Annotated in this window: 26 protein-coding genes; 16 read left to right on the top strand and 10 right to left on the bottom strand. The window is 73.0% G+C overall.

The window, feature by feature from the left end; all coding sequences use genetic code 11:
- The 4 genes from H288_RS0116275 to H288_RS0116260 form a co-directional block, all read right to left on the bottom strand.
- Positions 1-666, bottom strand: a complete 666-nt coding sequence (locus H288_RS0116275; RefSeq protein WP_020093642.1) for an LON peptidase substrate-binding domain-containing protein — start codon at positions 664-666, stop codon at positions 1-3.
- 49 nt (positions 667-715) lie between these two features.
- Complete coding sequence (gene trxA, locus H288_RS0116270; protein WP_020093641.1) at positions 716-1,630, bottom strand: thioredoxin; 915 nt, start codon at positions 1,628-1,630, stop codon at positions 716-718.
- An 82-nt stretch (positions 1,631-1,712) separates the two neighbouring features.
- Entirely contained in the window at positions 1,713-2,180 is a 468-nt protein-coding gene (locus tag H288_RS0116265; protein WP_020093640.1) for a hypothetical protein, read from the bottom strand.
- Positions 2,181-2,344: 164 nt separating this feature from the next.
- On the bottom strand, positions 2,345-3,322 hold the full coding sequence (locus tag H288_RS0116260) for a glutathione S-transferase family protein (RefSeq protein ID WP_020093639.1): 978 nt from the start codon (positions 3,320-3,322) through the stop codon (positions 2,345-2,347).
- Positions 3,323-3,535: 213 nt separating this feature from the next.
- Between H288_RS0116260 and H288_RS0116255 the strand changes: the two genes are divergently transcribed.
- Positions 3,536-3,760, top strand: coding sequence for a hypothetical protein (locus tag H288_RS0116255; RefSeq protein WP_020093638.1), 225 nt, complete (start codon positions 3,536-3,538; stop codon positions 3,758-3,760).
- On the opposite strand, the gene H288_RS0116250 is transcribed toward H288_RS0116255, so the two are convergent.
- Positions 3,754-4,722 carry a hypothetical protein gene (locus tag H288_RS0116250; RefSeq protein WP_026605004.1) on the bottom strand — a complete coding sequence of 323 codons (969 nt, stop codon included), beginning with the start codon at positions 4,720-4,722 and terminating at the stop codon, positions 3,754-3,756. The genes H288_RS0116255 and H288_RS0116250 overlap by 7 nt on opposite strands.
- Positions 4,723-4,794: 72 nt before the next feature.
- On the opposite strand from H288_RS0116250, the gene H288_RS0116245 reads away from it, so the two are divergent.
- From H288_RS0116245 to H288_RS0116225, 5 genes are all read left to right on the top strand, one after another.
- Positions 4,795-5,943 carry a spore photoproduct lyase family protein gene (locus H288_RS0116245; RefSeq protein WP_020093636.1) on the top strand — a complete coding sequence of 383 codons (1,149 nt, stop codon included), beginning with the start codon at positions 4,795-4,797 and terminating at the stop codon, positions 5,941-5,943.
- A 26-nt stretch (positions 5,944-5,969) separates the two neighbouring features.
- The gene (locus H288_RS0116240; protein WP_020093635.1) at positions 5,970-6,488 is read left to right on the top strand and encodes a 2'-5' RNA ligase family protein; all 519 of its coding nucleotides are present in this window, start codon (positions 5,970-5,972) and stop codon (positions 6,486-6,488) included.
- Positions 6,489-6,519: 31 nt separating this feature from the next.
- Positions 6,520-7,278: a phosphatase PAP2 family protein gene (locus H288_RS0116235; RefSeq protein WP_020093634.1), complete on the top strand. Its 759-nt coding sequence runs from the start codon at positions 6,520-6,522 to the stop codon at positions 7,276-7,278.
- A gap of 102 nt (positions 7,279-7,380) precedes the next feature.
- Positions 7,381-7,749 (top strand): PilZ domain-containing protein, encoded by a 369-nt coding sequence (locus H288_RS0116230; RefSeq protein ID WP_020093633.1) that lies wholly within the window; start codon positions 7,381-7,383, stop codon positions 7,747-7,749.
- 84 nt (positions 7,750-7,833) lie between these two features.
- Positions 7,834-9,144: a Gfo/Idh/MocA family oxidoreductase gene (locus tag H288_RS0116225; RefSeq protein ID WP_020093632.1), complete on the top strand. Its 1,311-nt coding sequence runs from the start codon at positions 7,834-7,836 to the stop codon at positions 9,142-9,144.
- Positions 9,145-9,150: 6 nt separating this feature from the next.
- Here H288_RS0116225 and flgH read toward each other — a convergent pair whose 3' ends face one another.
- From flgH to flgF, 4 genes are read right to left on the bottom strand one after another with little or no spacing between them, the layout of a single operon-like run.
- Entirely contained in the window at positions 9,151-9,900 is a 750-nt protein-coding gene (gene flgH, locus H288_RS0116220; RefSeq protein ID WP_020093631.1) for a flagellar basal body L-ring protein FlgH, read from the bottom strand.
- A 36-nt stretch (positions 9,901-9,936) separates the two neighbouring features.
- Positions 9,937-11,079 carry a flagellar basal body P-ring formation chaperone FlgA gene (flgA, locus tag H288_RS0116215; RefSeq protein WP_026605003.1) on the bottom strand — a complete coding sequence of 381 codons (1,143 nt, stop codon included), beginning with the start codon at positions 11,077-11,079 and terminating at the stop codon, positions 9,937-9,939.
- Between the two features lie 35 nt (positions 11,080-11,114).
- The gene (gene flgG / locus H288_RS0116210) at positions 11,115-11,906 is read right to left on the bottom strand and encodes a flagellar basal-body rod protein FlgG (protein WP_020093629.1); all 792 of its coding nucleotides are present in this window, start codon (positions 11,904-11,906) and stop codon (positions 11,115-11,117) included.
- Between the two features lie 13 nt (positions 11,907-11,919).
- Positions 11,920-12,660 carry a flagellar basal-body rod protein FlgF gene (gene flgF / locus H288_RS0116205; protein WP_020093628.1) on the bottom strand — a complete coding sequence of 247 codons (741 nt, stop codon included), beginning with the start codon at positions 12,658-12,660 and terminating at the stop codon, positions 11,920-11,922.
- Between the two features lie 255 nt (positions 12,661-12,915).
- Here flgF and fliL point away from each other — a divergent pair, with 255 nt between their 5' ends.
- The 8 genes from fliL to H288_RS0116165 all read left to right on the top strand — a co-directional run bounded on the left by fliL (position 12,916) and on the right by H288_RS0116165 (position 20,665).
- The gene (gene fliL / locus H288_RS0116200; RefSeq protein ID WP_020093627.1) at positions 12,916-13,470 is read left to right on the top strand and encodes a flagellar basal body-associated protein FliL; all 555 of its coding nucleotides are present in this window, start codon (positions 12,916-12,918) and stop codon (positions 13,468-13,470) included.
- 64 nt (positions 13,471-13,534) lie between these two features.
- Entirely contained in the window at positions 13,535-14,752 is a 1,218-nt protein-coding gene (fliM, locus tag H288_RS0116195; RefSeq protein WP_091681367.1) for a flagellar motor switch protein FliM, read from the top strand.
- Positions 14,753-14,771: 19 nt separating this feature from the next.
- Positions 14,772-15,302 (top strand): DUF6468 domain-containing protein, encoded by a 531-nt coding sequence (locus H288_RS0116190; protein ID WP_020093625.1) that lies wholly within the window; start codon positions 14,772-14,774, stop codon positions 15,300-15,302.
- Positions 15,303-15,355: 53 nt separating this feature from the next.
- Positions 15,356-16,165 (top strand): hypothetical protein, encoded by an 810-nt coding sequence (locus tag H288_RS0116185; protein ID WP_051123755.1) that lies wholly within the window; start codon positions 15,356-15,358, stop codon positions 16,163-16,165.
- A gap of 133 nt (positions 16,166-16,298) precedes the next feature.
- Positions 16,299-17,936 (top strand): ABC transporter ATP-binding protein, encoded by a 1,638-nt coding sequence (locus tag H288_RS0116180; RefSeq protein ID WP_020093623.1) that lies wholly within the window; start codon positions 16,299-16,301, stop codon positions 17,934-17,936.
- A gap of 2 nt (positions 17,937-17,938) precedes the next feature.
- A complete protein-coding gene (locus H288_RS0116175; RefSeq protein ID WP_020093622.1) occupies positions 17,939-19,159 on the top strand; it encodes a phosphopentomutase in 1,221 nt (406 codons plus the stop codon).
- Between the two features lie 12 nt (positions 19,160-19,171).
- Positions 19,172-19,363 (top strand): DUF1192 domain-containing protein, encoded by a 192-nt coding sequence (locus H288_RS0116170; protein WP_012317818.1) that lies wholly within the window; start codon positions 19,172-19,174, stop codon positions 19,361-19,363.
- A 3-nt stretch (positions 19,364-19,366) separates the two neighbouring features.
- Positions 19,367-20,665 carry a leucine-rich repeat-containing protein kinase family protein gene (locus H288_RS0116165; protein ID WP_020093621.1) on the top strand — a complete coding sequence of 433 codons (1,299 nt, stop codon included), beginning with the start codon at positions 19,367-19,369 and terminating at the stop codon, positions 20,663-20,665.
- 39 nt (positions 20,666-20,704) lie between these two features.
- Here H288_RS0116165 and H288_RS0116160 read toward each other — a convergent pair whose 3' ends face one another.
- Positions 20,705-21,304 carry a cysteine hydrolase family protein gene (locus H288_RS0116160; protein ID WP_020093620.1) on the bottom strand — a complete coding sequence of 200 codons (600 nt, stop codon included), beginning with the start codon at positions 21,302-21,304 and terminating at the stop codon, positions 20,705-20,707.
- A 171-nt stretch (positions 21,305-21,475) separates the two neighbouring features.
- On the opposite strand from H288_RS0116160, the gene H288_RS0116155 reads away from it, so the two are divergent.
- Together H288_RS0116155 and H288_RS0116150 are read left to right on the top strand one after the other, a co-directional pair.
- Positions 21,476-22,465, top strand: a complete 990-nt coding sequence (locus tag H288_RS0116155) for a lytic transglycosylase domain-containing protein (RefSeq protein WP_020093619.1) — start codon at positions 21,476-21,478, stop codon at positions 22,463-22,465.
- A gap of 83 nt (positions 22,466-22,548) precedes the next feature.
- Complete coding sequence (locus H288_RS0116150; RefSeq protein WP_020093618.1) at positions 22,549-23,451, top strand: alpha/beta hydrolase; 903 nt, start codon at positions 22,549-22,551, stop codon at positions 23,449-23,451.
- Positions 23,452-23,571: the final 120 nt, after the last annotated feature.

Genomic DNA, 23,571 nt, shown 5'->3' with positions numbered 1-23,571 from the left:
CTATTGCATCGGCGACTCGGGACCCGAGCCGCGAACCAGTTCCATCTGCGTGACCGCGATCAGGATCTCGGCCCGGGTCTTCAGGTCGGGAGCCTCCAGCATCGCCTGCTTCTCGCGCACGCCGAACGGGCTCATCATGCACAGGGCGTTGACCAGCGCCTCGTCGGGCGCCTCGTCGATCCCGGCCCAGTCCACCTTGAGGTCGTTCGACTCCACGAAATCGCGCAGCGCCTTGAGGACGCCCTCGCGGTCGACCTGCTCCTCGCCCGCCCGCGGCTCGAAGTCCACCGCGAACTCGTCGTAGGAGACGTGGCAGCGGCGATAGGGGCCGATCGAGGCCAGCTCGCTCTCGACCCGGAACCGGGTGACGCCGGTGAGCGAGATCAGGTACCGGCCGTCGCCGGTCTCGGCATACTGGGTCACGCGGCCCGCGCAGCCGACGCGGTAGAGCTTCGGATTCGATCCGCCCGACCCTTCCGGGTCGGGCTGGATCATCCCGATGATCCGGTCCGTCCGCATGGCATCGTCGACCATCGCTAGATAGCGCGGCTCGAAGATGTTCAGCGGCATCTGTCCCCGCGGCAGCAGCAGCGCGCCGGACAGCGGGAAGACCGGGATCACGGCCGGGCAATCCGCGGGGCCCTTGTAGCTCGCATGGGTGCTCATGGCGCCTCCCAGAGGGGCCGATCGGTGGGCCGGCGCGCGAGCCGGTGCCTCACGAGAACAGAAGTGCCGAGAGCTTGCGCCGGCCGCGGATCGTGTCGGGGTCCATCACGCCCCAGGCCTCGAAGAATTGCAGCAGCTGCTTGCGCGCACCGTCCTCGTTCCAGTCCTTGTCGCGCTTGCGCAGCTCGATCAGGTGATCGACCGCCTGGCCGCGCTCGCCCCGGGCGGCGAGCCCGAGCGCGAGGTCGAACCGCGCCTGATGGGCGTCCGGGTTGGCCTCGACCTCGCGCTGCAGGCCCGCGAGGTCGCCCAGCGACGCCGCCTGCTCGGCGAGTTCCAGGGCGGCGCGGATGCCGACGAGCGCCGGGTCGCCGGCCTTCGCCTCCGGAACCATCGCCAGCACGCGCTTGGCGTTCTCGATCTCGCCCGCGTCGAGCTGCATCTTGGCGAGGCCGGCCAGAGCGGTGACGTTGTCGGGCTGCTGCTCCAGCACGGCCGCGTAGATCTCGGCGGCGCCGGCGAGGTCGCCTTCCTGGATCAGGGCCGCCGCGTCGGCGAGGGCCGCCTCCAGCGGGTCCTGCTGCGGACCGGCCACGCGCGCGATCAGCTCCTTGATCTGGCTCTCCGGGACCGCGCCCATGAAGCCGTCGACCGGCTGACCCTTTTGGAAGACGATGACCGCCGGGATCGACTGGATGCCGAGCTGACCGGCGATCGAGGGATGCTCGTCGATGTTCATCTTCGCCAGGACGACCGCGCCCGCGGCTTCCCGGACGACCTTCTCCAAGACCGGCGTGAGCTGCTTGCAGGGCCCGCACCAGGGTGCCCAGAAATCGACCAGGACCGGCCGGTTCATCGACTCGGCGATGACATCCTGACGGAAGCTCGCGGTGGTCGTGTCCTTGATGAGGGAGCCGGTGTCGCCGGCCGGGGTACCGCCCGCAGCGAGGGTGTCGTTGAGCATCGGTCTGGCTTCGGAACCTTTTTCGTGGAGCGCCTTAAATGGGGCTTCCGCCCCGGTCTGACCAGCCCGGAGGGACGGATCCTCAGCGCGGCGGCGCGGCGGCCGGCGCGCCCGCCGCCGCCTTGGCGGCGGTCACGAACGTGCCGGCGAAGGGACGCCCGTCGGCGGTGCTGGCCTCGCAGGTGATCGCGGTGCGCCCGGCTTCCGGGGTCGAGAAGCGGCAGGCGCCGATCGCGAGGATCGGGGCGCCGTCCTTGCCCGTGGTGACGACGTTGATCGGCTGCAGCGGATCGGTCTCCTCGGTGGCCTCCTGCTGGGCGCCGTTGCCGCTGAAGCTGAGGGTCTGGCCGTCGGAGGTCGTGAAGTCGAAGCTCGTGCGGTTCCGGCTCACCGCGTTCGTCAGGACGTTGCTGCAGGCCGCGCTCAGGTCCTGCGTGCCGATGACGAGCTTCTCGCAGGTCCCTTCCAGCCGCAACGCCGCCTGGGCGCGGGCCGCGGAGGGCAGACTGACGAGGGCGCAGAGCAGCGCGAGGCGCAGGCTGTTGGTCATGGCGTGTCGGGCATCCTCCGGTTGAGAGCCGAACTAGGCGCGCCGCGCACGCCGTCGAGGGGCACGGCCCCCGGACCGGCGCGACGGGAGGTGTGTCGCGGACGCGCCGAACGCCCTCAACCCAGCCGCACGGGCGCGGAAGGGACGCCGGGCGGGGCGGCCCGCTAGCCCGCGAACCGCAGGGCCCGGTCGTTCGGCGCGGCGAGGTCGAGGTCCGGCCCGAGGGGCACGATCCCCGTCGGATTGATGGTCGGATGGCTCTCGTAATAGTGCCGCTTGATGTGGGTGAGGTTCACGGTCGGCGCGACGCCCGGCAGCGCGTAGAGGTCGCGGAGGTAGTTCGACAGGTTCGCGTAGTCGGCGATCCGGCGCCTGTTGCACTTGAAGTGCCCGACATAGACCGCGTCGAACCGCACCAGCGTCGTGAACAGCCGGATGTCGGCCTCGGTCAGCCGGTCCCCGCAGAGGTAGCGGCTCCGGTCGAGGCGCGCCTCGAGCGCGTCGAGTTCCGCGAACAGGGCCTCGAAGGCCTGGGCGTAGGCCTCCTGCGTGGTCGCGAAGCCCGCCTTGTAGACGCCGTTGTTCACGCGGTCGTAGACGCGGCCGTTCACGGCGTCGATCTCGGCGCGCAGGTCCGGGGGATAGAGGTCGGGGCCGGTGCCCCCGAAGGCGTCGTTCAGCATCCGCAGGATCTCGGCGGATTCGTTCGACACGATGGTGGCGCGCTCCCGGTCCCAGAGGGTCGGCACGGTGACCCGGCCGCTGTAGGACGGGTCCGCCGCCAGGTAGACCTCGTAGAGGCGCCGGGCGCCGTGGATCGGGTCCGGCGTCGCGCCCGGCGTGTCGCCGAAGACCCAGCCCTCGGCGCCCATGTGCGGGTCGACCACCGAGACGGAGATTGCGTCCTCCAGCCCCTTGAGCGTCCGGCCGATGAGCGTGCGGTGCGCCCACGGACAGGCCAGGGACACGTAGAGATGGTAGCGCCCCGGCTCGCCGCGGAAGCCGCCCGCGCCGGAGGGGCCTGCCGACCCGTCGGCGGTGACCCAGTTGCGGAAGGCCGAGGCCTTGCGCTCGAAGCGGCCGCCCGTCGCGGCGGTGTCGTACCACTGGTCGCGCCAGATGCCGTCTACGAGGAGGCCCATCGTCGTCTCCGCCTGTCCGAGAGGTCCGACCGAGATGGGCCTCGCGCGGTCGGTGTGAAGGGACGCGTCCGCCCGCGAACGCCACGCAAGGCAGGCCTGCGCCCGCCTGTCTGTTGCGGTGCAGCAAAGTCCGCCATGTCTCGCGGCACCCACCCGTCGCCGTGCGCGTGCCGCAGCTGCCCGACCCGGTGGGGGATCGATGGAGGTGAAGTGATGTCGTTCGCGCTGGTGCCCGTCGCCGAGGCGGCCCTGTTCACGTTCGGGTGCCTGGTGATCCACGCCCTGCGGCGCCACGCCGACGTGGTCACCGCGACGCTCGCGTGCCTCGCGACGCTCCTCGTCCTGATGATCGGCATCGCCTACGCGCCGGAATCCTTCGCGAAGTATCAGGCGGCGAGCGTCGCCGACTTCGCCCGCCTGGATCAGGCCATCTACTGAGGCTTCGCCCCGCGGCCGACGGCGTCGAGGCCGCCGGTCCGGAGCTTCGCGAGGCGGCCGCCGGTCCCGCGCTGGCCGGCGACGGCCACGTCGAAATCGTCCTTCGGGAGTTTGGCGAGGAAGCGCTCGGCGATTTCGAACAGAAGGATGTCGGCGCGGACCCGCTCGATATAGGCCCAGTCGAGGCTCGACGACCAGACGAAGTGCACCTCGCTGAAGCTCTCGGCGAGTAGCCCGGTCAGCAGGAACGGGTCGAAATGGGCGCAGGAATCGCCGAACAGGACGAGCCGGCGCGGATCGGCCGCCGGTGACGCGTTCCGGTAGACGACATGCGCGCCGACATGCACCTCCCGGTCGCGCCCTTCCGCCTCGTAGGCGGCGAGCAGCGGCCCGGTCTCGACCCGCGACGCGTCGCGCTGCAGCATGAACCGTTCCAGGCGCTCGCGCGGCCGCTCCGGCAGCTTCTCGCCGAGATCCATGAGCTGGTCCGAGACGATGCCCGGACGCGCGCCGATGTCGGCCGGCGGGATCGCCCCGAGCGCCCGCATGATCGCGCGGTAGGCCAGCAGGCAGCCCTGCGCGGTCCAGTGCGTGTCGGTGCGCAGGTAGAGCGGCACCGGCCCGTTCCGGGCGGCGCGGAGCGGGGCGAGAAGGTCGAGATAGGCCGGATGCCGGGCGAGGCTGCGGGCCAGCCGCCGGGTCGAGGCCTTGCCGGGGGCGTAGCGCAGGCCGTCGGTCTTGTCGTCGTAGACCGACAGCTTCTCCGGCACGATCACGTGCAGGCAGCGGATGCCGAGGCTCTCGGCCCGCCGCGCGCGGGCCTTGATCAGCCGTGTCCAGCCGCGCAGCAGCAGCCAGTGCCGCAGGCCGCCGCGATACCGGTCCATGACCCGGTTGGTCCCCCCCGTGAGGAATAACCAGCCGTCGCGGCCGACATGTACGCTCTCCCTGCCTGCAGACATGACGGTGCTTTAGCCGCACCGCGAGCGGGCGACTAGGCCGGACCCGGCACCGGGACCGCGCGTTCGTCAGGCATGACGCCCTCGCCCGCACCGGCCGTCCAGACCCGCGATCGCCCGGAGCATGCCGGGGGCCCGGAGCCCATCCGCCCGGAGCCCGCCCGCCCGGCGCGGCTGTGGCGCCCGCGCCGCGTGCTGGTCATGCCCGCCGCCCTGGAGCACGCCCACGGGCGGGCCATGCTGGCCCGCGCCGAGGCGCTCGGCCTGCCGGTGGAGCGGCTGGCGTCCAACCGCCTGCCGAGCCCGCGCGAGCCGGATCCGCGCCGCGCCTACGCGGCCGCCAAGGCGACCCTCGCGCTGACGGTCGCCCCGCCGACCAAGCTGCGACTGCAGCCGATCCCGCCCTCGGCCGACTGGCGCTTCGACCTCGCCGAGGGCTGCCCGGCCCATTGCCAGTACTGCTACCTCGCGGGCTCTCTGTCCGGGCCGCCGGTGACCCGCGCCTACGCCAATCTGGCGGCGATCCTCGACAACCTCGCGGACTATGCGGGGCGCGGCGCGGTGACGTCGGCCTCCGCCGAGCGGGCGCGGGAGGGGACCACCTTCGAGGCGTCCTGCTACACCGATCCCCTCGGCATCGAGCACCTGACCGGCTCGCTCTCGGCGGCGATCCGACATTTCGGCGCCTGGGACGCGCCGGTGCAGCTGCGCTTCACCACCAAGTTCGCCGCGGTCGAGCCGCTCCTCGACCTGCCGCACAACCGGCGCACGCGCATCCGCTTCTCGGTCAATCCGCGGGCGGCCGCGCATTACGAGGGCGGCACCGATCCCCTCGACACGCGGCTCGCCGCCCTGGCGGCGGCGGCGCGGGCCGGCTACCCGGTCGGCCTGACCGTCGCGCCGATCCTGCCGGTCCCGGACTGGGAGGACGCCTATGCCGGGCTGGTCCGCGCCGCCGCCGACGCGCTGGCCGGCGTGCCCGATCTCGACCTCACCGCCGAACTCATCACCCACCGGTTCACGCCGGGCTCGAAGGCGGTGCTGCGCGGCTGGTATCCCGGCTCGGACCTGCCGCTGGACGAGGCGGAGCGCGTCGAGAAGCGCACCAAGTTCGGCTCGGTGAAGCACGTCTTCCCGAAGCCCCTGATGCAGGCGATGCGCGCCCATCTCACCGCCTGCCTCGCCCGCGACCTGCCGGCCGCGCGGATCCTGTACTGGACCTGAGCGCCCGCGGGCGCCATCTGGCCCCGATGACCGACGCGGACCCCCTGATCCTGACGCTCGCCTTCGACGAACCGACTTTCGCGCGGTTCGACGGCGAGCGGCGCCGCCACTTCCCGGAAGCCCTGAACCGCATCCCGGCGCACGCGACCCTGTTCCACCACCTGCCGGGCGACCGGGAGCGGGGCGTGATCGAGGCGATCACCGCCCTCGCCCGCACGGTGCCGCCGCCGGAGGTCGCGGTGACCGGCCTGCGCTTCACCGGCCGCGGCGTCGCCTACGCGCTCGACTCCGACGCGCTGGCGCGCTTCCGGGGCCGCCTCGCGCAGGAATTCGCGGCCCACCTCACCGCCCAGGACCGGCAGGGCTGGCGCCCGCACGTCACGGTGCAGAACAAGGTGTCGCCGGACACGGCCCGGGCGCTGCAAGCCGACCTGTCGGCGGGGTTCGTGCCGTTCCGGTTCACCGCCCCCGGCACCCTGCTCTGGCGCTACCGCGGCGGCCCCTGGGACGCCGTCGCCCGCCTGCCCTTCGGAGAGAATGCCTGATGGATGTCGACGCGCACCGGGAGACCGCGCCATGAGGGCGCCGGGCAACCTGCGGCAGAACCGGCTGATCGAGCCCGCGATGGCGGTCTGGCTGCGGTTGCGCCTGAACGAGGTCGGTCCCCTCGTCGCCCTGCTCTGCCTGAGCATCCTCGGCTACGGATTCTTCTACCTCGCCCACGAGGTCGGCGAGGGCTCCACCGCGGCCCTCGACCGGCGGATCCTGCTCGCCCTGCGCAACCCCGCCGATCTCGCCGACCCGATCGGGCCGCCCTGGCTCGAGGAGGCGATGCGCGACATCACCGGGCTCGGCAGCGTCTTCACCGTGCTGTTCCTGACCTGCGCGGTGGCGGCCTATCTCGGCGTGTCCGGGCGCCGACGCATCGGTCTCTACGTCCTCGCCGCGGTGGGGAGCGGCGAGCTGGTCTCGACGGTGCTGAAGATCTTCTACCATCGGCCCCGGCCGGACCTCGTGCCCCACGGCATGGAGGTGTTCACGGCGAGCTTCCCGAGCGGCCACGCCACCATGTCGGCGATCGCCTACCTGACCCTGGCGACCCTGATCGCCCGGATCGAGCGCAACCGCCGCGCCAAGGCGCTGGTCCTGGCGCTCGGGGTGAGCGTGACGCTGCTCGTCGGCATCAGCCGCATCTATCTCGGCGTGCACTGGCCGAGCGACGTCCTGGCCGGCTGGTGCATCGGCGCCGCCTGGGCGTCCCTGTGCTGGTTCGTCGCCCTGCAGCTGCAGCGCCGCGGCGAGGTCGAGGCGCCCGACCCGCCGCCGCCCGCCTGAACCTGCTGTTAAGGTAAATAGACGGTTAAAGTGGACGGGCGGGGGCCGTTTGGGCTGGATGGCGGTTGTCCCCGCAACCGAAACCGTCAGGGTCAGACGATCGTGGTCGAGCGCCGCCGCACTGCCCGACGCCGCGTCTGCGTGGGCGGGCGGCTGCGCGTCGCGGCCTTCCTCCCGGAGATCGACTGCACGGTCCGCGACGTGTCCCTCGACGGGGCGCGGGTCCGGCTGCCGGCGGAGGCCGTGCTCCCCGACTGCGTCGAGCTGTTCATCCCCTGTCGCGGTGAGGCCAGGCGCGCCTTCGTGGCCTGGCGCGCGGGCGAGTCGGTCGGCCTCGGCTTCGCCGAGACCCGCGCGGCGACGGAGCCCGAGGCGGTCGCGCGCCGGCTCGCCGCCAGCGAGGCGGAGGTGGCGCGTCTGCGCGCCGCGCTCCTCGACGGAAACAGCCACGAGCCGGGTCGCGTTCACTGAGGGCGCGGTCCCGCCATCCGGCGGCTCCCGGCGCGGGCGGCGCCCCAGGCGCGGCCCTCCCGATCCGGCGACACGGCGAGGCACATGGCGGACGACACCCGGCTCTCACGACGCACTCTCCTCGCGGCCGGGGGCGCCCTGGCCGGCGCCGCGGCCGGCGGCGGCGCGCAGGCCGCGGCGCCGGCCGCCCCGCCGGCCCCTTCGGTCCCGGCCGATACCGGCGCCGTGCAGGGCGGAAAGGTGATGTTCCCGAACTGGCGCGGGCCGGGCGACCGGCCGCCCGCCCCGAGCCCGGCGCCGCAGCCGCCGGGCCAGCGCGTCGGCTACTGCGTGGTGGGTCTCGGGCGCCTGAGCCTCGACGAGATCCTGCCGGCGTTCGGCGAGAGCAAGCGCGCCCGTCTCGCGGCGGTGATGTCGGGCTCGCCCGACAAGGCGAAGCTCGTGGCGCGGCAGTACGGGCTGCCGGACGACGCCGTCTACGGCTACGACGCGTGGGATCGGCTGAAGGCCAACCCCGACGTCCAGGCGGTCTACATCGTCACGCCGAACGGCGTGCACCGGGACAACGTCGTGGCGGCCGCCGCGGCCGGCAAGCAGGTGCTCTGCGAGAAGCCGATGGCGGTGACCTCGGACGAGTGCCGGGAGATGATCGCGGCCTGCGCGAAGGCCGGCGTCAAGCTGATGATCGCCTACCGGTGCCAGTACGAGCCCCACAACCGGGCCGTGATCAAGCTCGCCCGCTCGGGCGAGTTCGGCCGGCCGCGGCTGATCCAGGCCTTCAACGGCCAGACCACGGGTCTTCCGGAGCAGTGGCGCCTGCGCAAGGCGCTGGCGGGCGGCGGCTCGCTGCCGGATATCGGGCTCTACTGCCTGAACACCGCCCGCGCGGTTCTCGGCGAGGAGCCGAACCTGATCCAGGCCCAGATCTACGCGCCGCCGGACGATCCCAAGTACCGCGAGGTCGAGGAGACGGCGAGCTTCACCCTCCACTTCCCGTCCGGCGTGATCGCCCAGTGCCTGACGAGTTACGGGGTCTACGAGGCGCGGAGCCTGACCCTGCACACCGGGACCGCCTCCGTCGATCTCCAGAACGCCTTCGCCTACCAGGGCCAGCGTCTCTACATCGGCCACCGCGACGGCAGGAACGCCGCCCGGGACGAGAAGGTCCTGAGCCCGAAGAACCAGTTCGCCCTGGAGCTGGACCACTTCGCGCGGTGCATCCAGGAGAACCTGCGGCCCCGCACCCCCGGCGAGGAGGGTCTGCAGGACCAGGTCCTGATGGAGGCGATCTACGAGGCCGCCCGCACCGGCGCGCCGGTCAAGGTCGGCCCGCCCCCCGGCGCGGGCTCCGGCCTCGACGTGACGCGCGGGCCGGAGCCGGAGGAGCCGTCCTGAGGTGCCTCAGAACGGCAGCAGGATGTCGACGAGCTGCTGGCCGTAGCGCGGCTGCTGCACGTCGGTGATCTGGCCCCGGCCGCCGTAGGCGATGCGCGCCTGGGCGATCTTGGCCGAGTCGATGGTGTTGTCGGACTCGATGTCCTCCGGCCGCACCACGCCGGCGACGATCATCTCGCGCACCTCGAAATTGACCCGGATCTCCTGCTTGCCCTCGACCACGAGGTTGCCGTTGGGCAGGACCTGGGTCACCACCGCGGCGACGTTCGTCAGGACGGACTCGGTGCGCTGGACGGAGCCGGCCCCGTCATTGGCCATGGCCGAGGTGGCGGAGAGCAGCGCGGTGCTTCCGACGCCGAAGGACTTGCCGACCGCGTTGTTCTCCAGGCCCAGGGCGTTGGGCAGGCCGAAGCTCTCGGTGTTGGCCCGGGAGCGCTTGGTCTCGTTGCTGATGTTGGCCTGGTCGGTGACCTTGACCTTCACGGTCAGGATGTCGCCGAGCTTGGCGGCGCGCTGGTCCTTGAAGAAGGCGCGGGAGCCAGTGCGCCACAGCGAGTTCGGCGCGTACGAGACCGGCTGCACGTCCGGCATTGGCATCCGCACCGGCTTGTAGCCCGGCTGCGCGGTCGGGTCCTCGATCGCCGACAGCGCCGGAGTCAGGCCGACCTGCGAGAGGCGGTCGGCGGTGTTGCAGGCGCCGAGCGCGCCGGCGATCAGGGCGGCGGCGAGCGGGTTCAGGACGGTGCGACGGGCCATCGGGCTATCACTCTTCGACGCGTGCAGGGCGGGCGGTCAGCGCAGGGAGGCGGTCGCCTGGACGGGGGCGGCGCCGGCGGCCTGCCGGGCCGCGGGGCTGGGGCTCACCGAGACCCGGCCGGGGCCGATCACGGTGGCCTGCAGGACCTTCTTGGAGGCAACGTTGACGACGTTGACGACGGCGCCCATGCGGCCGGAATCGTTCGACAGGCCGCGCATCGACAGGCTGATGCTCGGCGTCTCGTACACGATGGTCACGTTCTCGCCGCGGGCGACCAGGTCGGGCGGGGCCGTGTCGGTGACCCGCAGCACGGTGCCGGCCGTGAGGGTGTTCTGCGCGACCTCGCCGAGGATGGTCGTGGCGCTGCCCTGCGCGTCGGGGGCGACGGATTCGCGCGGGCGCCGCTCCAGGGCGACGTCGCCCTCTCTCACCGGCTCGCCGCGGTTGAGGTTCCGGGTGAGCACCGCCACCTCGCGCAGCTCCACGACCACGCCTGAGACGCGCAGCGAGACCTGCCGCTCGCCGAGGGTGACGAGGCCCGCGACGCGGCGCGACCGCGGATCGTAGGTCAGGTCCAGGGCCGCGGCCTGCCCTTCGAGGTCCAGCGGCGCCAGCAGGGTCGGCCCGTCGCCGTCGAGGCGGACCGCGATGTTCTGGGCGTTGAGCCCGTAGCCGGTCTCGAGGCCGCGCTTGAGCGCCGCCTCGATCTCCGGCGGCCCGAGGCGGCGGGCGGCGCGCTGCACGGCGATCTGCAGCCGGCCGCCGGTCTCCAGGCCGCTGAGGCCCAGGGCGGAGGCCGCGTCGAGGATGCGGCGGGTCTGGATCGTCCCGGTGGCGCCGAGGCTGGGCGCGCGGAACAGCGGGCGCGTGGCCAGGCGCTCGGGCGCGCCCTCGACGAGATCGGCGAGCGTCAGGACGTCGCCGCGGGCGGTGACGTCGCCGCGCAGCCGCAGGCCCTCCGCCCGCGCCATGGCGGGGATCGCCAGGGCGCCGAGGGCCGCGAAGGTGAGGAAGGCCAGCAGCGCGCGCAGGATGACGGCGGCGCCGAGAGGCATCACCCGCCGCGGGACGCGCCGCACGATCGGGCTGATGTCGTCCCCGGCCCCCGCGGCGATGCGGGGCAGGTCGAGGGTCCCGAAGTCGGGATCGAGCGGGTCGGGATGCATGCCGGCATACATGTTCAGGGACCTGAAGCGGGGTGCGGGTCGCGCGGTTAGCTGCGGAACATCTGCGTGGTGGTGGAGAGCATCTGGTCGGCGGCGGTGACGACCTTCGAGTTCATCTCGTAGGCGCGCTGCGCGGCGATCAGGGACGAGATCTCCGTGACGGCGTTCACGTTCGCCTCCTCCAGGTAGCTCTGCTGGAGGTTGCCGAAGCCGTCGGCGCCCGGCAGGCCGCTGATCGCCTGCCCGGAGGCTGCGGTCTCGACGAACAGGTTGTCGCCGATCGACTCGAGGCCGACCTTGTTGACGAAGCGCGAGAGCTGGAACTGGCCCAGCGCCTGCGGCGCCGTCTGGCCCGGGATGTTCGCCTGCACGACGCCCGTGGCGCTGATCGTCACGGACGTCGCGTTCTGCGGCACGGTGATCGCCGGATCGAGCAGGTAGCCGTCGCGGGTGACGAGCTGGCCCTGGGCCGAGAGGTCGAAGGAGCCGTCGCGGGAATAGGCGGTGCGGCCGTCCGGCAGCGTCACCCGGAAGAACCCGTCGCCGCGGATCGCGACGTCGTAATCCTTCTCGGTCGAGGACAGCGTCCCCTGCGACATCACCCGGGCCGTCGAGGTGGTCTTCACGCCCGAGCCGAGGCTGAGGCCCGCCGGGAGCTGGGTGTTCTGCTGCGAGGTCGAGGCGCCGGCCCGGCGCATGTTCTGGTAGAGCAGATCCTGGAAGTGCACCTGCTGGCGCTTGTAGCCGGTGGTGCGCAGGTTCGCGATGTTGTTGGAGATGACCTGGACGTTGAGTTCCTGGGCCGCCATGCCGGTGGCGGCGGAGTAGAGGGCGCGCATCGGTCAGGCCTCCTCAGGCGACGTCGGCGAGGCGGCGGATCGCCGTGCCCCGCAGGTCGTCGAGGCGCGAGATCATGCTCGACACCATGGCGTAGGTCCGGTTCACGTCCATGAGCCGGGTCATCTCGATCACCGGGCGGACGTTGGAGCGCTCCAGCGACTCGGGTTCCAGGCGCCCGTCGATCCCGGCGGGGCGGGCGGGCTCCGGCGAGGCGTAGAGGTTGGTCCCCTCGTTGGTCAGCCGCTGCGGGTTGGCGAAGGTGACGAGCTTGATCCGCCCGCGGATGCCGAGGTTGGTCGACACGGTGCCGTCGGGGCCGATGGCGAGGCCGGTCTCCTGCGGGTTGATGCTGATCGGGCCGCCCTCGCCCACGACCTTGTAGCCGTCGCTGGTGACGAGCGTGCCCTGCGCGTCGAGCTCGAAGGCGCCGTTCCGGGTGTAGCGCTCGCCCTGGGGCGACTGCACGGCGATGAAGGCCGAGCCCTTGACCGCCACGTTGAGCGGGTTGCCGGTCTGCTCGATCGGGCCCTGCCCGAGGTCGAGGCTGGTGCCCTGGTCGATGACGTAGGACAGGCGCCGGTCGGGCCGGGCGAACGAATCGGCGCTCGCCACCGGCATCAGGTATTCCTCGAAGCGTGTGTTCCGCGCCTTGAAGCCCGTGGTCGAGACGTTCGCCATGTTGTTGGCGATCACGTCCAGCTCCCGCTGGAGCGCCATCTGGCTCGACACGCCGACGAAGAGGGCATTCTGCATCGTGGACTCTGGGACTCGCGGGCCGCGGAGGCGGCAACGATCCATTCAGCATCCGCTGTGCCAAACCCGTCTGCGGCAAATTTTAGCGTTGTGACAGGGACTTGGTTAGCGACGCTCGCGTGTCGCGGCGGCGCGGGGGCTGCGCCGCGGCAAACCTGACCCGGCAGAAATTGCCTCCTTAACGGCGCGTTAACCGTGATGCTCCGATATCCAGGTGTACCTGGCGCGCGGTCTCCCGCGAGAGAGCATTATTCCATGGCCAAGACGCCGAAAAAGGCCTCCGCCGAGGACGGCGAGGCCAAAGCCGAGGGCGCCCCGAAGGGCAAGAAGAAGCTCATGATCATGGTGGCCCTCGCGGTCCTGATCGCGGGCGGCGGCGCGGGCGCCTTCCTGATGATGCGCGGCGGCGGCCAGGGCGACGGCAAGGAAGCCGCGCAGGGCGGCGGCCATGGCGGCGGGCACGGCGACGCCAAGGGCGCCGGCCCGGACGCCAAGAAGGCCGTGGTCTTCGTCGACGTGCGCGAGATGCTCCTCAACCTCTCTCCCGAGCTGCCCCAGGACAAGGCCAAGTACGCGAAGGTCCGGATCTCGCTGGAGCTGAAGGACGCCAAGGTCGAGGAGGAGGTGAAGCCCCTGATGCCGCGGGTGGAGGACGCGCTGCAGGTCTACATGCGCGAGCTGCGCGCCAGCGACATCACCAACTCGATGGGCCTGTTCCGGCTGCGCGAGGAGCTTCTGCGCCGGATCAACATCGCCCTGTACCCCGCCAAGGTCGACGCGGTGCTGTTCAAGGACGTGATCGTCCAGTGAGCGCGCCCGCGACCCTGCCCCGTCCTTCGCGCGCCGCGCCGCGCCGGGCCCCGATCGAGCACGCCTGATGGAACCCGAGGACGAACTCCCCGAGGACGACTGGTCGGCAGCCCTCCTGGAGCAGGGGGCCGAGGGCGGCGACACGTCGCTGGCCGAGGAGTGGGGCGCGGCGCTCGCCGAGCAGGGCACCACGCGCAACGCGGGCGACGTCGCCGCCGAATGGGCGACGATGATCGAGGACGGGGAGAGCGACAACCTCCCCGAGCTCGCCGGCAACGACCGGGTGCTCAACCAGGACGAGATCGACGGCGTCCTCGGCTTCTCCATGCGCGAGCTCTCGGCCTCCGGGGCCGGGGGCGTGCAGGCCATCGTCGATTCGGGCGTCGTCCAGTACGAACGCCTGCCGATGCTGGAGATCGTCTTCGACCGGATGATCCGGTTGCTGTCGACCTCCCTGCGCAACCTGTTCCAGGACAACGTCGAGGTGACCCTCGACAACATCACCTCGGTGCGCTTCGGCGACTACCTGAACGCGATCCCGCTGCCGACGCTGCTGGGCGTGTTCCGGGCCGAGCAGTGGGAGAATTCCGGCCTCGTCACGGTCGACTCGAACCTCGCCTACGCGACCTTCGACCTGCTGCTCGGCGGCAAGCGCGGCGGCTCGTCGAGCCGCCTCGACGGCCGGCCGTTCACCGCCATCGAGATGACGCTGGTGCGACGCCTCGTCGAGATCGTGCTGGGCGACCTCGAGATGTCGTTCCAGCCGCTCTCGCCCGTGAGCTTCGGCATCGACCGGATCGAGACCAACCCCCGCTTCGCCACCATCACGCGGCCCGGCAACGCCGCGATCCTGATCAGCCTGCGCCTCGATGTCGACGGGCGCGGCGGCATGCTGCAGATCCTGTTCCCCTACGCGACGATCGAGCCGATCCGGGAGCTGCTGACCCAGAGCTTCATGGGCGAGAAGCTCGGCCGCGACCACGTCTGGGAGGGCCATCTCGCCACCGAGATCTGGCAGGCCGACGTGACCATGGACGCGGTGCTGCACGAGATGATGCTGCCGCTGAAGCAGGTCATGAGCCTGAAGGTCGGCGAGACGCTGATGTTCGAGGCCAAGCCCTCGGACCTCATCACCGTGCGCTGCGGCGACTGGGCGCTGACGCAGGGGCGGATCGGCCGGGTCGACGGCCACATCGCCGTCCAGGTCACCCGGCCGCTGCGCCGCTCGCGCACGACGATCCAGGCCTACGAGGCCTCGATGAACAACCGCTCGGACAACTAGTGCCGATGAGGGTCCGGTCATGAGTCTCTTCGTCACCCTCGCGGCCGACATCCTGGTCGCCGTCCTCCTGGCGGCGACCATCGTCACGTCCCTCCGGCTCTCGCGCCGCATCGGCCAGATGAAGGGCGACGAGGCCGCCCTCCGCCAGACCATCGGCGACCTGATGGTGGCGACCGGCACGGCCGAGCGGGCCATCGCGGGCCTGCGGGCGGCGATCGACGAGGGCGACCGCACCCTGAACGCGAGCCTGGAGACCGCCACGATCCGCGCCGGCGAGCTGCGGCTGCAGGTCGAGGCCGGCGAGGGCGTGATCACCCGCATCGGGGCCATCGTGGCGCAGATGCGCGCCGTGCCGGTCCGTCCCGAGCCCGCGCCCGAACCGAGGCCCGCGCCGCAGGCGGTCCCCGAGCCGACGCGCGCGCCGGAGATCCCGGCCGAGCGCCGGCCGGAGCACGCCAGTCCGAACGGGGAGCGCCTCGGCGTGGCGGCCGCGGCGGCGCTGGCCATGAGCGAGCGCGCCCTCGCCCGCGTCCGGGCGCGCGCCGCGTGACCGGGGTCAAGGCCCCGAAGATCCCGCCGCCGAAGCCGGATCCCGAGGAGCGGATACGCCGCGCCGCGACGCCCGAGCGGCGCGCGCGCCGGAAGCCCGTCCGGCAGTTTCGGCTCCGCCTCATCGACGCCGTGGCGCTCGCGGCCGGTGGGCTGCTCGTGCTCAAGCTGCTCAGCCTGCTGCAGGCCGGCCTGCCGGAGAGCGCGGCGCTGCCGGATTACGGGCGCGCGGTCGCCCGGGCGCGCACCGGCTTCGAGCCCTTCGATCCGGTGACGACCGGTTCGGTGGGCGCCAAGGAGGCGCCGGCAGCCGCGCCCGAGCAGCCGTCGGCCCCTCCCCTGGCCCCGGCCCAGTCCGCACCGCCCGCGGCCGGGAGCTCAGCCTCGCCCACCGAGCGCCTGCTCCTGGAGAAGCTCGGTGCCCGGCGCGACGCCCTGCGTCAGAAGAGCGACGAGCTCGAGCTGCGCGAGAAGATGCTGGGCGAGGCCGAGCGCAAGCTCGAGACCGGGCTCGGCGACCTCAAGAAGGCCGAGGACAAGGTCGACGCCGTCGCGAAGGCGAAGGAGGACGCCGAGAAGCAGGCCCTGAAGAACATCGTCACGATGTACGAGGCGATGAAGCCCAAGGACGCCGCCCGGGTCTTCGACCGGCTCGGGCTCGACGTGCTGGTCCCGATCGTGCTGGCCATGAACCCCCGCAAGATGTCCGAGGTCCTGGCGGTGATGCAGCCCGAGACCGCCGAGCGCCTGACCGTCGCCCTCGCCAACCGCGCCCGCGGCGCCGCCGGACCGCAGGCCCAGGCGGGAACGGGGCTCCCGGCGAACGAGCTGCCGGCGATCGATCCCGGGGCGCCCCTGCGCTAGGTCCGGGCTCCGCAGGACGCGGGGCCGACCTCCCGGGACCGCGCGCCCGCCCGTCCGGCCGCGTCGTGCCGGCCCGCCCCGTGCGGCGTCCGCGCGGGCTAGGGTCCGGGGCCGGGCGCGCTATAAGGGGCTCATGTCAGAGGCCGATCCCCAGCCGCTCCTCGCCGTCGAGGACCTCTCCGTGGCGTTCCGCGCGCGGGAGGGCGAGACCGTGGCGGTCGACGGCGTCTCCTTCACCATCCGCCGCGGCGAGACCGTCGCGCTCGTGGGCGAATCGGGGTCCGGCAAGTCGGTGACCGCGCTGGCGATCCTGCGCCTCCTCGACCCCGCGGCCCGCCAGGACGGGCGGATCCTGTTCGCGGGCCGCGACCTCGCGCGGCTGCCCGAGCGGGCGATGCGGGACGTGCGCGGCGCCGACATCACCATGGTGTTCCAGGAGCCGATGACCTCGTTGAACCCGCTCCACACGATCGAGCGGCAGATCGGCGAGGTGCTCGGCCTGCACCGCGGCCTCGCCGGCAAGGCGGCCCGCCGCCGGATCCTGGAGCTTCTGGAACTCGTGGGCCTGCGCGACGCCGAGCGGCGCATGGGCGCCTACCCGCACGAGCTCTCCGGAGGCCAGCGCCAGCGCGTGATGATCGCCATGGCGCTCGCCTGCGAGCCGGACCTCCTGGTCGCCGACGAGCCGACCACGGCCCTCGACGTGACCGTGCAGGCGCAGATCCTGGCGCTGCTCGCCGACCTGCAGAAGCGCCTCGGCATGGCGATGCTGTTCATCACCCACGATCTCGGCATCGTCGAGCGGATCGCCGACCGCGTCTGCGTGATGCTGAAGGGCAAGATCGTGGAGGCCGGCGCCACCAAGGCCGTCTTCGCGGATCCGCAGCACGCCTACACGCGCCGCCTGATCGCCTCCGAGCCGAAGGGCCGGGCCAACCCCGTCCCGGCCGACGCCGCCCCGCTCCTGGAGGCCGGCCCCCTGAAGGTCTGGTTCCCGCTGAAGTCGGGCCTGCTCCGGCGCGTCACCGGCCACGTCAGGGCCGTGGACGGCGTCTCCCTGCGGGTCCGGACCGGCGAAACCATCGGCGTCGTGGGCGAGTCCGGGTCGGGCAAGACCACCCTCGGCCTCGCCCTCCTGCGGCTCACGGGCTCGGAGGGCCCGATCGTCTTCCTCGGCAAGGCGATCGACGGCTACGGCGCGGCGCAGATGCGCCCGCTGCGGAAGGACATGCAGGTCGTCTTCCAGGATCCCTACGGCTCCCTGTCGCCGCGCATGTCGGTGGCCGACATCGTCGCCGAGGGACTGGTGGTCCAGGGCACGGCGCGCTCCCGAGCGGAGCGCCGGGCCGTGGTCGCCAAGGCGCTCACCGATGTCGGGCTCGATCCGGCCGCCATGGACCGCTACCCGCACGAGTTCTCCGGCGGCCAGCGCCAGCGCATCGCCATCGCGCGGGCGATGGTGCTCAATCCCCGCTTCGTCGTCCTCGACGAGCCGACCTCGGCCCTCGACCGCTCAGTCCAGGCGCAGATCGTGACCCTGCTGCGCGACCTCCAGCGCGAGCGCGGCCTCGCCTACCTGTTCATCAGCCACGACCTGAAGGTGGTGCGGGCGCTCGCCAACTACGTGATCGTCATGCAGAACGGCCGCGTGGTCGAGGAGGGCGCCGCGGAGACGATCTTCGCGAACCCACAGACCCCCTACACCCGCGCCCTGTTCAAGGCCGCCTTCGCCCTCGAGAGCGACGCCCCCGCCGAGCTGGAGCCCGCCTGACCGTGGCGCGCGCGCTCATCATCGTCCTCGATTCCGTGGGCATCGGCGGGGCCCCGGACGCGGACACGTATGGCGATGCCGGGTCCGACACGCTGGGGCACATCGCCGAGCGCTGCACGGAGGGCCGCGGCGACCGGGCGGGGCTGCGCGCGGGCCCCCTGCGCCTGCCCCACCTCGCCGAACTCGGGCTCGGCCTGGCGGCCGCCGGGGCCTCGGGCCGGATCCCGCCGCACCTCGCCCCGGCCGGCCCGCCGCGCGGCGCCTACGGCCACGCGGTGGAGACGGCCGCCGGCAAGGACACGCCCTCCGGCCACTGGGAGATCGCCGGCCTGCCCCTGACCGAGCCCTGGGGGCATTTCCCCGAGACCCGGCCGGCCTTCCCGCCGGAGCTGATCCGCGCGCTCGTCGCCGAGGGCGGCCTCCCGGGCATCCTGGGCGACTGCCACGCGCCCGGGGTCGCGATCATCGACGCGCTGGGCGCCGAGCATCTCCGGACCGGCCGGCCGATCTGCTACACCTCGGCCGACAGCGTGTTCCAGATCGCCGCCCACGAGGAGGCGTTCGGGCTGGAGCGGCTCTACGACCTGTGCCGGGTGGCGCGCCGCCTGTGCGACCCCTACCGCGTCTGCCGGGTGATCGCCCGGCCGTTCGTGGGCTCGCCGGAGGCGGGCTTCCGCCGGACCGGCAACCGCAAGGATCTCGCCGTCGCCCCGCCCGGGCGCACGCTGCTCGACCGCGCCGAGGCGGCCGGCCGCGCGGTCGTGAGCGTCGGCAAAATCGGCGACATCTTCGCCCACCGCGCCACCGGGCGCGAGATCAGGCCGGGCCCGAACGCGGCCTGCGTGACGGCGGGGCTCGACGCGCTGGCGACGCTGCCGGAGGGCGGCCTGATCTTCGTCAACCTCGTCGATTTCGACACGGAGCACGGCCACCGCCGCGACGTGCCGGGCTACGCCGCGGAGCTGGAGGCGTTCGACGCGCGGATCCCCGAGATCCTGGCGGCGCTGGCGCCGGGCGACCTCGCGGTGATCACGGCCGACCACGGCAACGATCCGACCTGGACCGGGACCGACCACACCCGCGAGCAGGTCCCAGTGCTGGCCTTCGGCCCCGGCGTGGCCGGCCGGCCGATCGGCCGGCGGGAGACCTTCGCGGATATCGGCGCCACCGTGGCGGCCCATCTCGGCCTCGCCTGGGACGGGGCCGGAACACCGTTCCTGTAGGGAGGACACGACGTGCGGGACGACGACGACCGGCCGCGCAAGGCCGTGGCCCACGAGATCGGGCAGCCCCTCGACACGCTCTCGCTCGGGGATCTCGACGAGCGCGTCGCGCTCCTGCGCGCCGAGATCGCCCGGCTCGAGGCGGCGCGGGCCGCCAAGCAGGCGGCGCAGGGCGCGGCCGACGCGTTCTTCAAGCGGGGCTGAGGCTTGGACCGGCGCGAAACCCTCGCTGCCCTGCGGCGCGGCGATCTCGGCGGCGCGCGCGAGCTGCGGCTGCCCGACGGCCTGACGGAGGTGCCGCGCGAGGTCTTCGCCCTCGCCGACACCCTCGAGGTGCTCGATCTCGGCCGGGGCAGCCTCACCGACCTGCCGGACGATCTCGGCCGCCTGCACCGTCTGCGCGTGCTGTTCTGCTCCGGCAACCCGTTCGCGCGCCTGCCGCCGGTGCTCGGCGCCTGCCCGGCGCTGAGCCAGCTGGGCTTCCGCGGCTGCGGCATCCGCGAGGTACCGGGGGAGTCGCTGCCGCGCGACCTGCGCTGGCTGACCCTGACCGACAACGCGATCGCGGAGCTGCCCGCCGCCCTCGGCGAGCGGCCGCGCCTGCAGAAGCTGATGCTGGCGGGCAACCGGCTCTCCGCGCTGCCCGACAGCCTGTCGGGGGCGGGCAACCTCGAGCTGATCCGGCTCGCCTGCAATCGCCTCGCGGCGCTCCCGCCCTGGCTCGCGCGCCTGCCCCGCCTCGCCTGGATCGCCTATGCCGGCAACCCCGCCGAGCCGGCGACGGCGCCGGTCGCGGCCCCCGCGGTGCCGTGGGCCGACCTCGCCGTCGGCGACCTGCTCGGCGAGGGCGCCTCGGGGCGGGTCCACCGGGCGCGGTGGCGGGGGCCGGCCGGCGGGGAGGACGTGGCCCTGAAGCTGTTCAAGGGCGCGATGACCAGCGACGGCCTGCCCGAGCGGGAGATGGAGGCCTGCCTCGCCGCCGGGACGCACCCGGCCCTCACGGGCGCGCTCGGCCGGCTCGAGGGCCATCCCGACGGTGCCCGCGGCCTGCTGCTCCGGCTCCTGCCGGCGCACTGGCGCGCGCTCGCCGGGCCACCGAGCCTCGCGAGCTGCAGCCGCGACGTCTACGACCCGGACCTGCGCCTCGGCGCCGACACGGTCCTGCGGATCGCCCGCGCCGTGGCCGAGGCGGTGGCGCACCTGCACGGGCGGGGCCTGCTGCACGGCGACGTCTACGCCCACAACACGCTCTGGGATGCCGGGACCGGCGCGGCCGTGCTCAGCGACTTCGGCGCCGCCTCGGCCCTGCCGGACGGGCCGCTCGGCGCGGCCCTGGCGCGGGTCGAGGTCCGCGCCGTCGGCATCCTGATCGGCGAGCTGCTCGACCGATGCGCGGCGCTGCCGGACTCCCTGTGCGCCCTGGCGCAGGCCTGCACCGGGCCGGATCCCGACGGGCGGCCGGGCCTCGGGGCGGTGATCGCCGAGATCGGGCGGCTCCAGGCCTGATCGCGCGGCCTCGACCGGTGCCGGGAGCGGTCCGCCGTCTCAGTCGGGGATATCGCCCTGCCCGCGCGCGACCACGGCGAACAGGTCGCCGAGGGCGGCGAGGCTCGCGGCCTGGAGCTGGGCCGCCGGCACCACGGCGCCGTCCGGCCCGGGCAGGTCCCGCGTCGCCGTGGCGGCCGCCACGACGGTGGGGCGGAATCCGAGGTTGAAGGCGCTCCGGGCGGTGGAGTTGACGCACATATGCGTCATGAAGCCCGCCAGGACGACGTCCTTCACGCCGATCTGCTCGAGCCGCGCCTGGAGGTCGGTGCCCACGAAGGAACTCGGATAGGCCTTGGTGATCACCGGCTCGTCGCCCTGCGGCGCCACTTCCGGGCTGATCTGGCCGATCGGGGCGGTCACGTCGTAGGGCGAGCCCGGCCCGGCATCGTGGCGGACATGGATCACCGGGATGCCGGCGTCGCGCGCCCGTCGCAGGAGCGCCGCCGCCTCCCGGAGCGCGGGCTCGACGCCGTCGAGCCGCATCACGCCCTCCCGGTAGGTCTGCTGCAGGTCGATCATCACGAGCGCCGAGCCCCTGAGCGGGGCCGGCGCGGGGCTCAGGCCGGACAGGCCGCGCAGGGTTGCCGGATCGGACATCGGCGGTTCCTCCCGTGGGGCCGCGTCGGAGGCGGCTCTCTGAGCCCGGGACGCTACGACGGCGCGGCCCGGTCGCGCCAGTGTGCAAAGGTGCAACGCTCGTGCGCCGGGGCCGGATGTTCCCCCAGGAAGGTTGGCCGCGCGGATTGATCCTACCTCGCGCGTCGCTACATGCGCGGCGTGACCGCCCCGCCCCTGCGCCTCGGCGCGCTGCTCATCGCCCTCGCCTGCGCGCAGCCGGCCGCGGCCGCCCCGTCCGAGGGGGCGACCGAGACCGTCGAGCAGGCCCTGTGCCGCCTCATCGACGACTCGGCTAAGGCCCGCGGCCTGCCGGTACCGTTCCTGACGCGCCTGATCTGGCGCGAGAGCAGTTTTCGCGTCGGGGTGGTGAGTCCGGCCGGCGCGCAGGGCGTCGCGCAGTTCATGCCCGGGACCGCCCGGGAGCGCGGCCTCCTCGACCCGTTCGATCCCGAGCAGGCGATCCCGCACGCGGCCCACCTGCTCGCCGACCTGAGGACCCAGTTCGGCAATCTGGGCCTCGCCGCCGCGGCCTATAACGGCGGCGCCGCGCGGGTGAGCAAGTGGCTCGCCGGCGACGGCGGCCTGCCCGCCGAGACGCGGGCCTACGTGGCCAACATCACCGGCCAGCCGGTGGACGACTGGCGGACCGGCCCCGGCAAGGCGATCGAGTTCCCGGAGGGCGGCGCGCCCGCCAAGTCCGACGGCAGGTCCGACAACAAGTCCGAGGCGAAGGGTGAGAAGGACGCGACGGACCAGAAGGAGGCCAAGGGGGAGGCCAAGAGGGAGACCAAGCCGGAAGCGCCGCAGACCTGCCTGCAGGTCACCGCCAGCCTGCGCGTCCCGTCGCGCGGCGACCGCTTCGCCCTCGGCCTCAACGAGGGGCCGGCCGCCCCCTGGGGCATCCAGCTCGCCGGCAACTTCTCCAAGGCTCTGGCGCTGCAGAGCTTCAACCGCGCGCGGAGCGCCTACGCGGGGGTGATCGGCGAGGTGCGGCCGATGATCATCGGCACGCGCCTGCGCAACCGCGGGACCCGCGCCTTCTACCGGATCCGCATCCCGGCTCAGAGCCGGCAGGCGGCCGACGACCTGTGCGGCCGCATCCGCAAGGTCGGCGGCGCCTGCTTCGTGCTGCGGACCTGATTTTTCGTGATCCGCCCCGAGAGCGTCATCAATCCGCCCCGAGGGCGGTGCGGTATGGCCCGGTCGGGACAACCGGATGGGATATGACACGTCTCCTCACCGCGCTCGCTAGCCTCCTCTGCCTCGGGCTCGCCGCGTTCGGCTTCACCGCTGCCTCGCCGCTCGCGCTGTTCGACGCGATCGGCCCGCGCGATCCGGGGGGTCGGCTCGCCGCGAAGGACCAGCCCTTCGGCGAGGGTCCGCGGCGGCGGCTCGACGTCTACGTTCCCACCGCGGGCGCCGAGAACGCGCCGGTCCTGGTGTTCTTCTACGGCGGCTCCTGGCAGAGCGGCGCCAAGGACGACTACGCCTTCGTCGGGCACGCCCTCGCGGCGCAGGGTTTCGTCACGGTGCTGCCCGATTACCGGCTCTACCCGGAGGCGCCGTTCCCCGGCTTCCTCGAGGACGGCGCCGAGGCCATCGCGTGGGTGCGCGACAACATCGCCGGATACGGCGGCGACCCGCGCCGCATCGTGCTCGCCGGCCACTCGGCGGGCGCCTACAACGCCGTGATGCTCGGCCTCGACCCGCGCTACGTGATCGCCGCCGGGGTCGATCCCAAGGTGATCAAGGCCGTCGCCGGCCTGTCCGGCCCCTACGACTTCCTGCCGTTCGACCAGGACACCACCGTCAAGGTGTTCGGCAAGGCGCCCGATTCGGAGGCCACGCAGCCCGTCGCCTTCGTGGGCCCGCTCTCGCCCCCCGCCTTCCTGGCGACCGGCGACGCCGACACCGTGGTGAAGCCGCGGCACACGGTCAGCCTCGCCGCCAAGCTGCGGGCCGAGCACGTCCCGGTCCAGGAGCGGCTCTACCCGGGCCTCGACCACAAGGACACGCTGCTGGCGCTGTCCGTCACCTTCCGCTCGAAGGCGCCGGAACTGGCCGAGATGGCGTCCTTCCTGATGCGGCAATCCGCCGGCCGCTCGCAGTACACGATGCGGCGCTGACCCCGCCGGCATCGCGTCAAGGTTATCGCGCGATCGCGGGGTGCAACATCTGATTTTCCATCGCCCCGCACCTGCGGGCCGCTAGAATGGTCCTGGCCGCGCGGCGCGGCCTCGCGGTGG

Origin of the sequence: Methylobacterium sp. 285MFTsu5.1, from assembly GCF_000383455.1 — a bacterium.
Lineage (GTDB): Bacteria > Pseudomonadota > Alphaproteobacteria > Rhizobiales > Beijerinckiaceae > Methylobacterium.
The sequence above is the reverse complement of the archived record's forward strand: the minus strand, read 5'-3'. Positions and strand labels throughout refer to the sequence as shown.

Coding starts and splice junctions, on each gene's coding strand:
- H288_RS0116275 (WP_020093642.1), bottom strand. CDS start 666: ATGAGCACCCATGCGAGCTACAAGGGCCCCGCGGATTGCCCGGCCGTG.
- trxA (WP_020093641.1), bottom strand. CDS start 1,630: ATGCTCAACGACACCCTCGCTGCGGGCGGTACCCCGGCCGGCGACACC.
- H288_RS0116265 (WP_020093640.1), bottom strand. CDS start 2,180: ATGACCAACAGCCTGCGCCTCGCGCTGCTCTGCGCCCTCGTCAGTCTG.
- H288_RS0116260 (WP_020093639.1), bottom strand. CDS start 3,322: ATGGGCCTCCTCGTAGACGGCATCTGGCGCGACCAGTGGTACGACACC.
- H288_RS0116255 (WP_020093638.1), top strand. CDS start 3,536: ATGTCGTTCGCGCTGGTGCCCGTCGCCGAGGCGGCCCTGTTCACGTTC.
- H288_RS0116250 (WP_026605004.1), bottom strand. CDS start 4,722: ATGTCTGCAGGCAGGGAGAGCGTACATGTCGGCCGCGACGGCTGGTTA.
- H288_RS0116245 (WP_020093636.1), top strand. CDS start 4,795: ATGACGCCCTCGCCCGCACCGGCCGTCCAGACCCGCGATCGCCCGGAG.
- H288_RS0116240 (WP_020093635.1), top strand. CDS start 5,970: ATGACCGACGCGGACCCCCTGATCCTGACGCTCGCCTTCGACGAACCG.
- H288_RS0116235 (WP_020093634.1), top strand. CDS start 6,520: ATGAGGGCGCCGGGCAACCTGCGGCAGAACCGGCTGATCGAGCCCGCG.
- H288_RS0116225 (WP_020093632.1), top strand. CDS start 7,834: ATGGCGGACGACACCCGGCTCTCACGACGCACTCTCCTCGCGGCCGGG.
- flgH (WP_020093631.1), bottom strand. CDS start 9,900: ATGGCCCGTCGCACCGTCCTGAACCCGCTCGCCGCCGCCCTGATCGCC.
- flgA (WP_026605003.1), bottom strand. CDS start 11,079: ATGTATGCCGGCATGCATCCCGACCCGCTCGATCCCGACTTCGGGACC.
- flgG (WP_020093629.1), bottom strand. CDS start 11,906: ATGCGCGCCCTCTACTCCGCCGCCACCGGCATGGCGGCCCAGGAACTC.
- flgF (WP_020093628.1), bottom strand. CDS start 12,660: ATGCAGAATGCCCTCTTCGTCGGCGTGTCGAGCCAGATGGCGCTCCAG.
- fliL (WP_020093627.1), top strand. CDS start 12,916: ATGGCCAAGACGCCGAAAAAGGCCTCCGCCGAGGACGGCGAGGCCAAA.
- H288_RS0116190 (WP_020093625.1), top strand. CDS start 14,772: ATGAGTCTCTTCGTCACCCTCGCGGCCGACATCCTGGTCGCCGTCCTC.
- H288_RS0116180 (WP_020093623.1), top strand. CDS start 16,299: ATGTCAGAGGCCGATCCCCAGCCGCTCCTCGCCGTCGAGGACCTCTCC.
- H288_RS0116160 (WP_020093620.1), bottom strand. CDS start 21,304: ATGTCCGATCCGGCAACCCTGCGCGGCCTGTCCGGCCTGAGCCCCGCG.
- H288_RS0116155 (WP_020093619.1), top strand. CDS start 21,476: ATGCGCGGCGTGACCGCCCCGCCCCTGCGCCTCGGCGCGCTGCTCATC.
- H288_RS0116150 (WP_020093618.1), top strand. CDS start 22,549: ATGACACGTCTCCTCACCGCGCTCGCTAGCCTCCTCTGCCTCGGGCTC.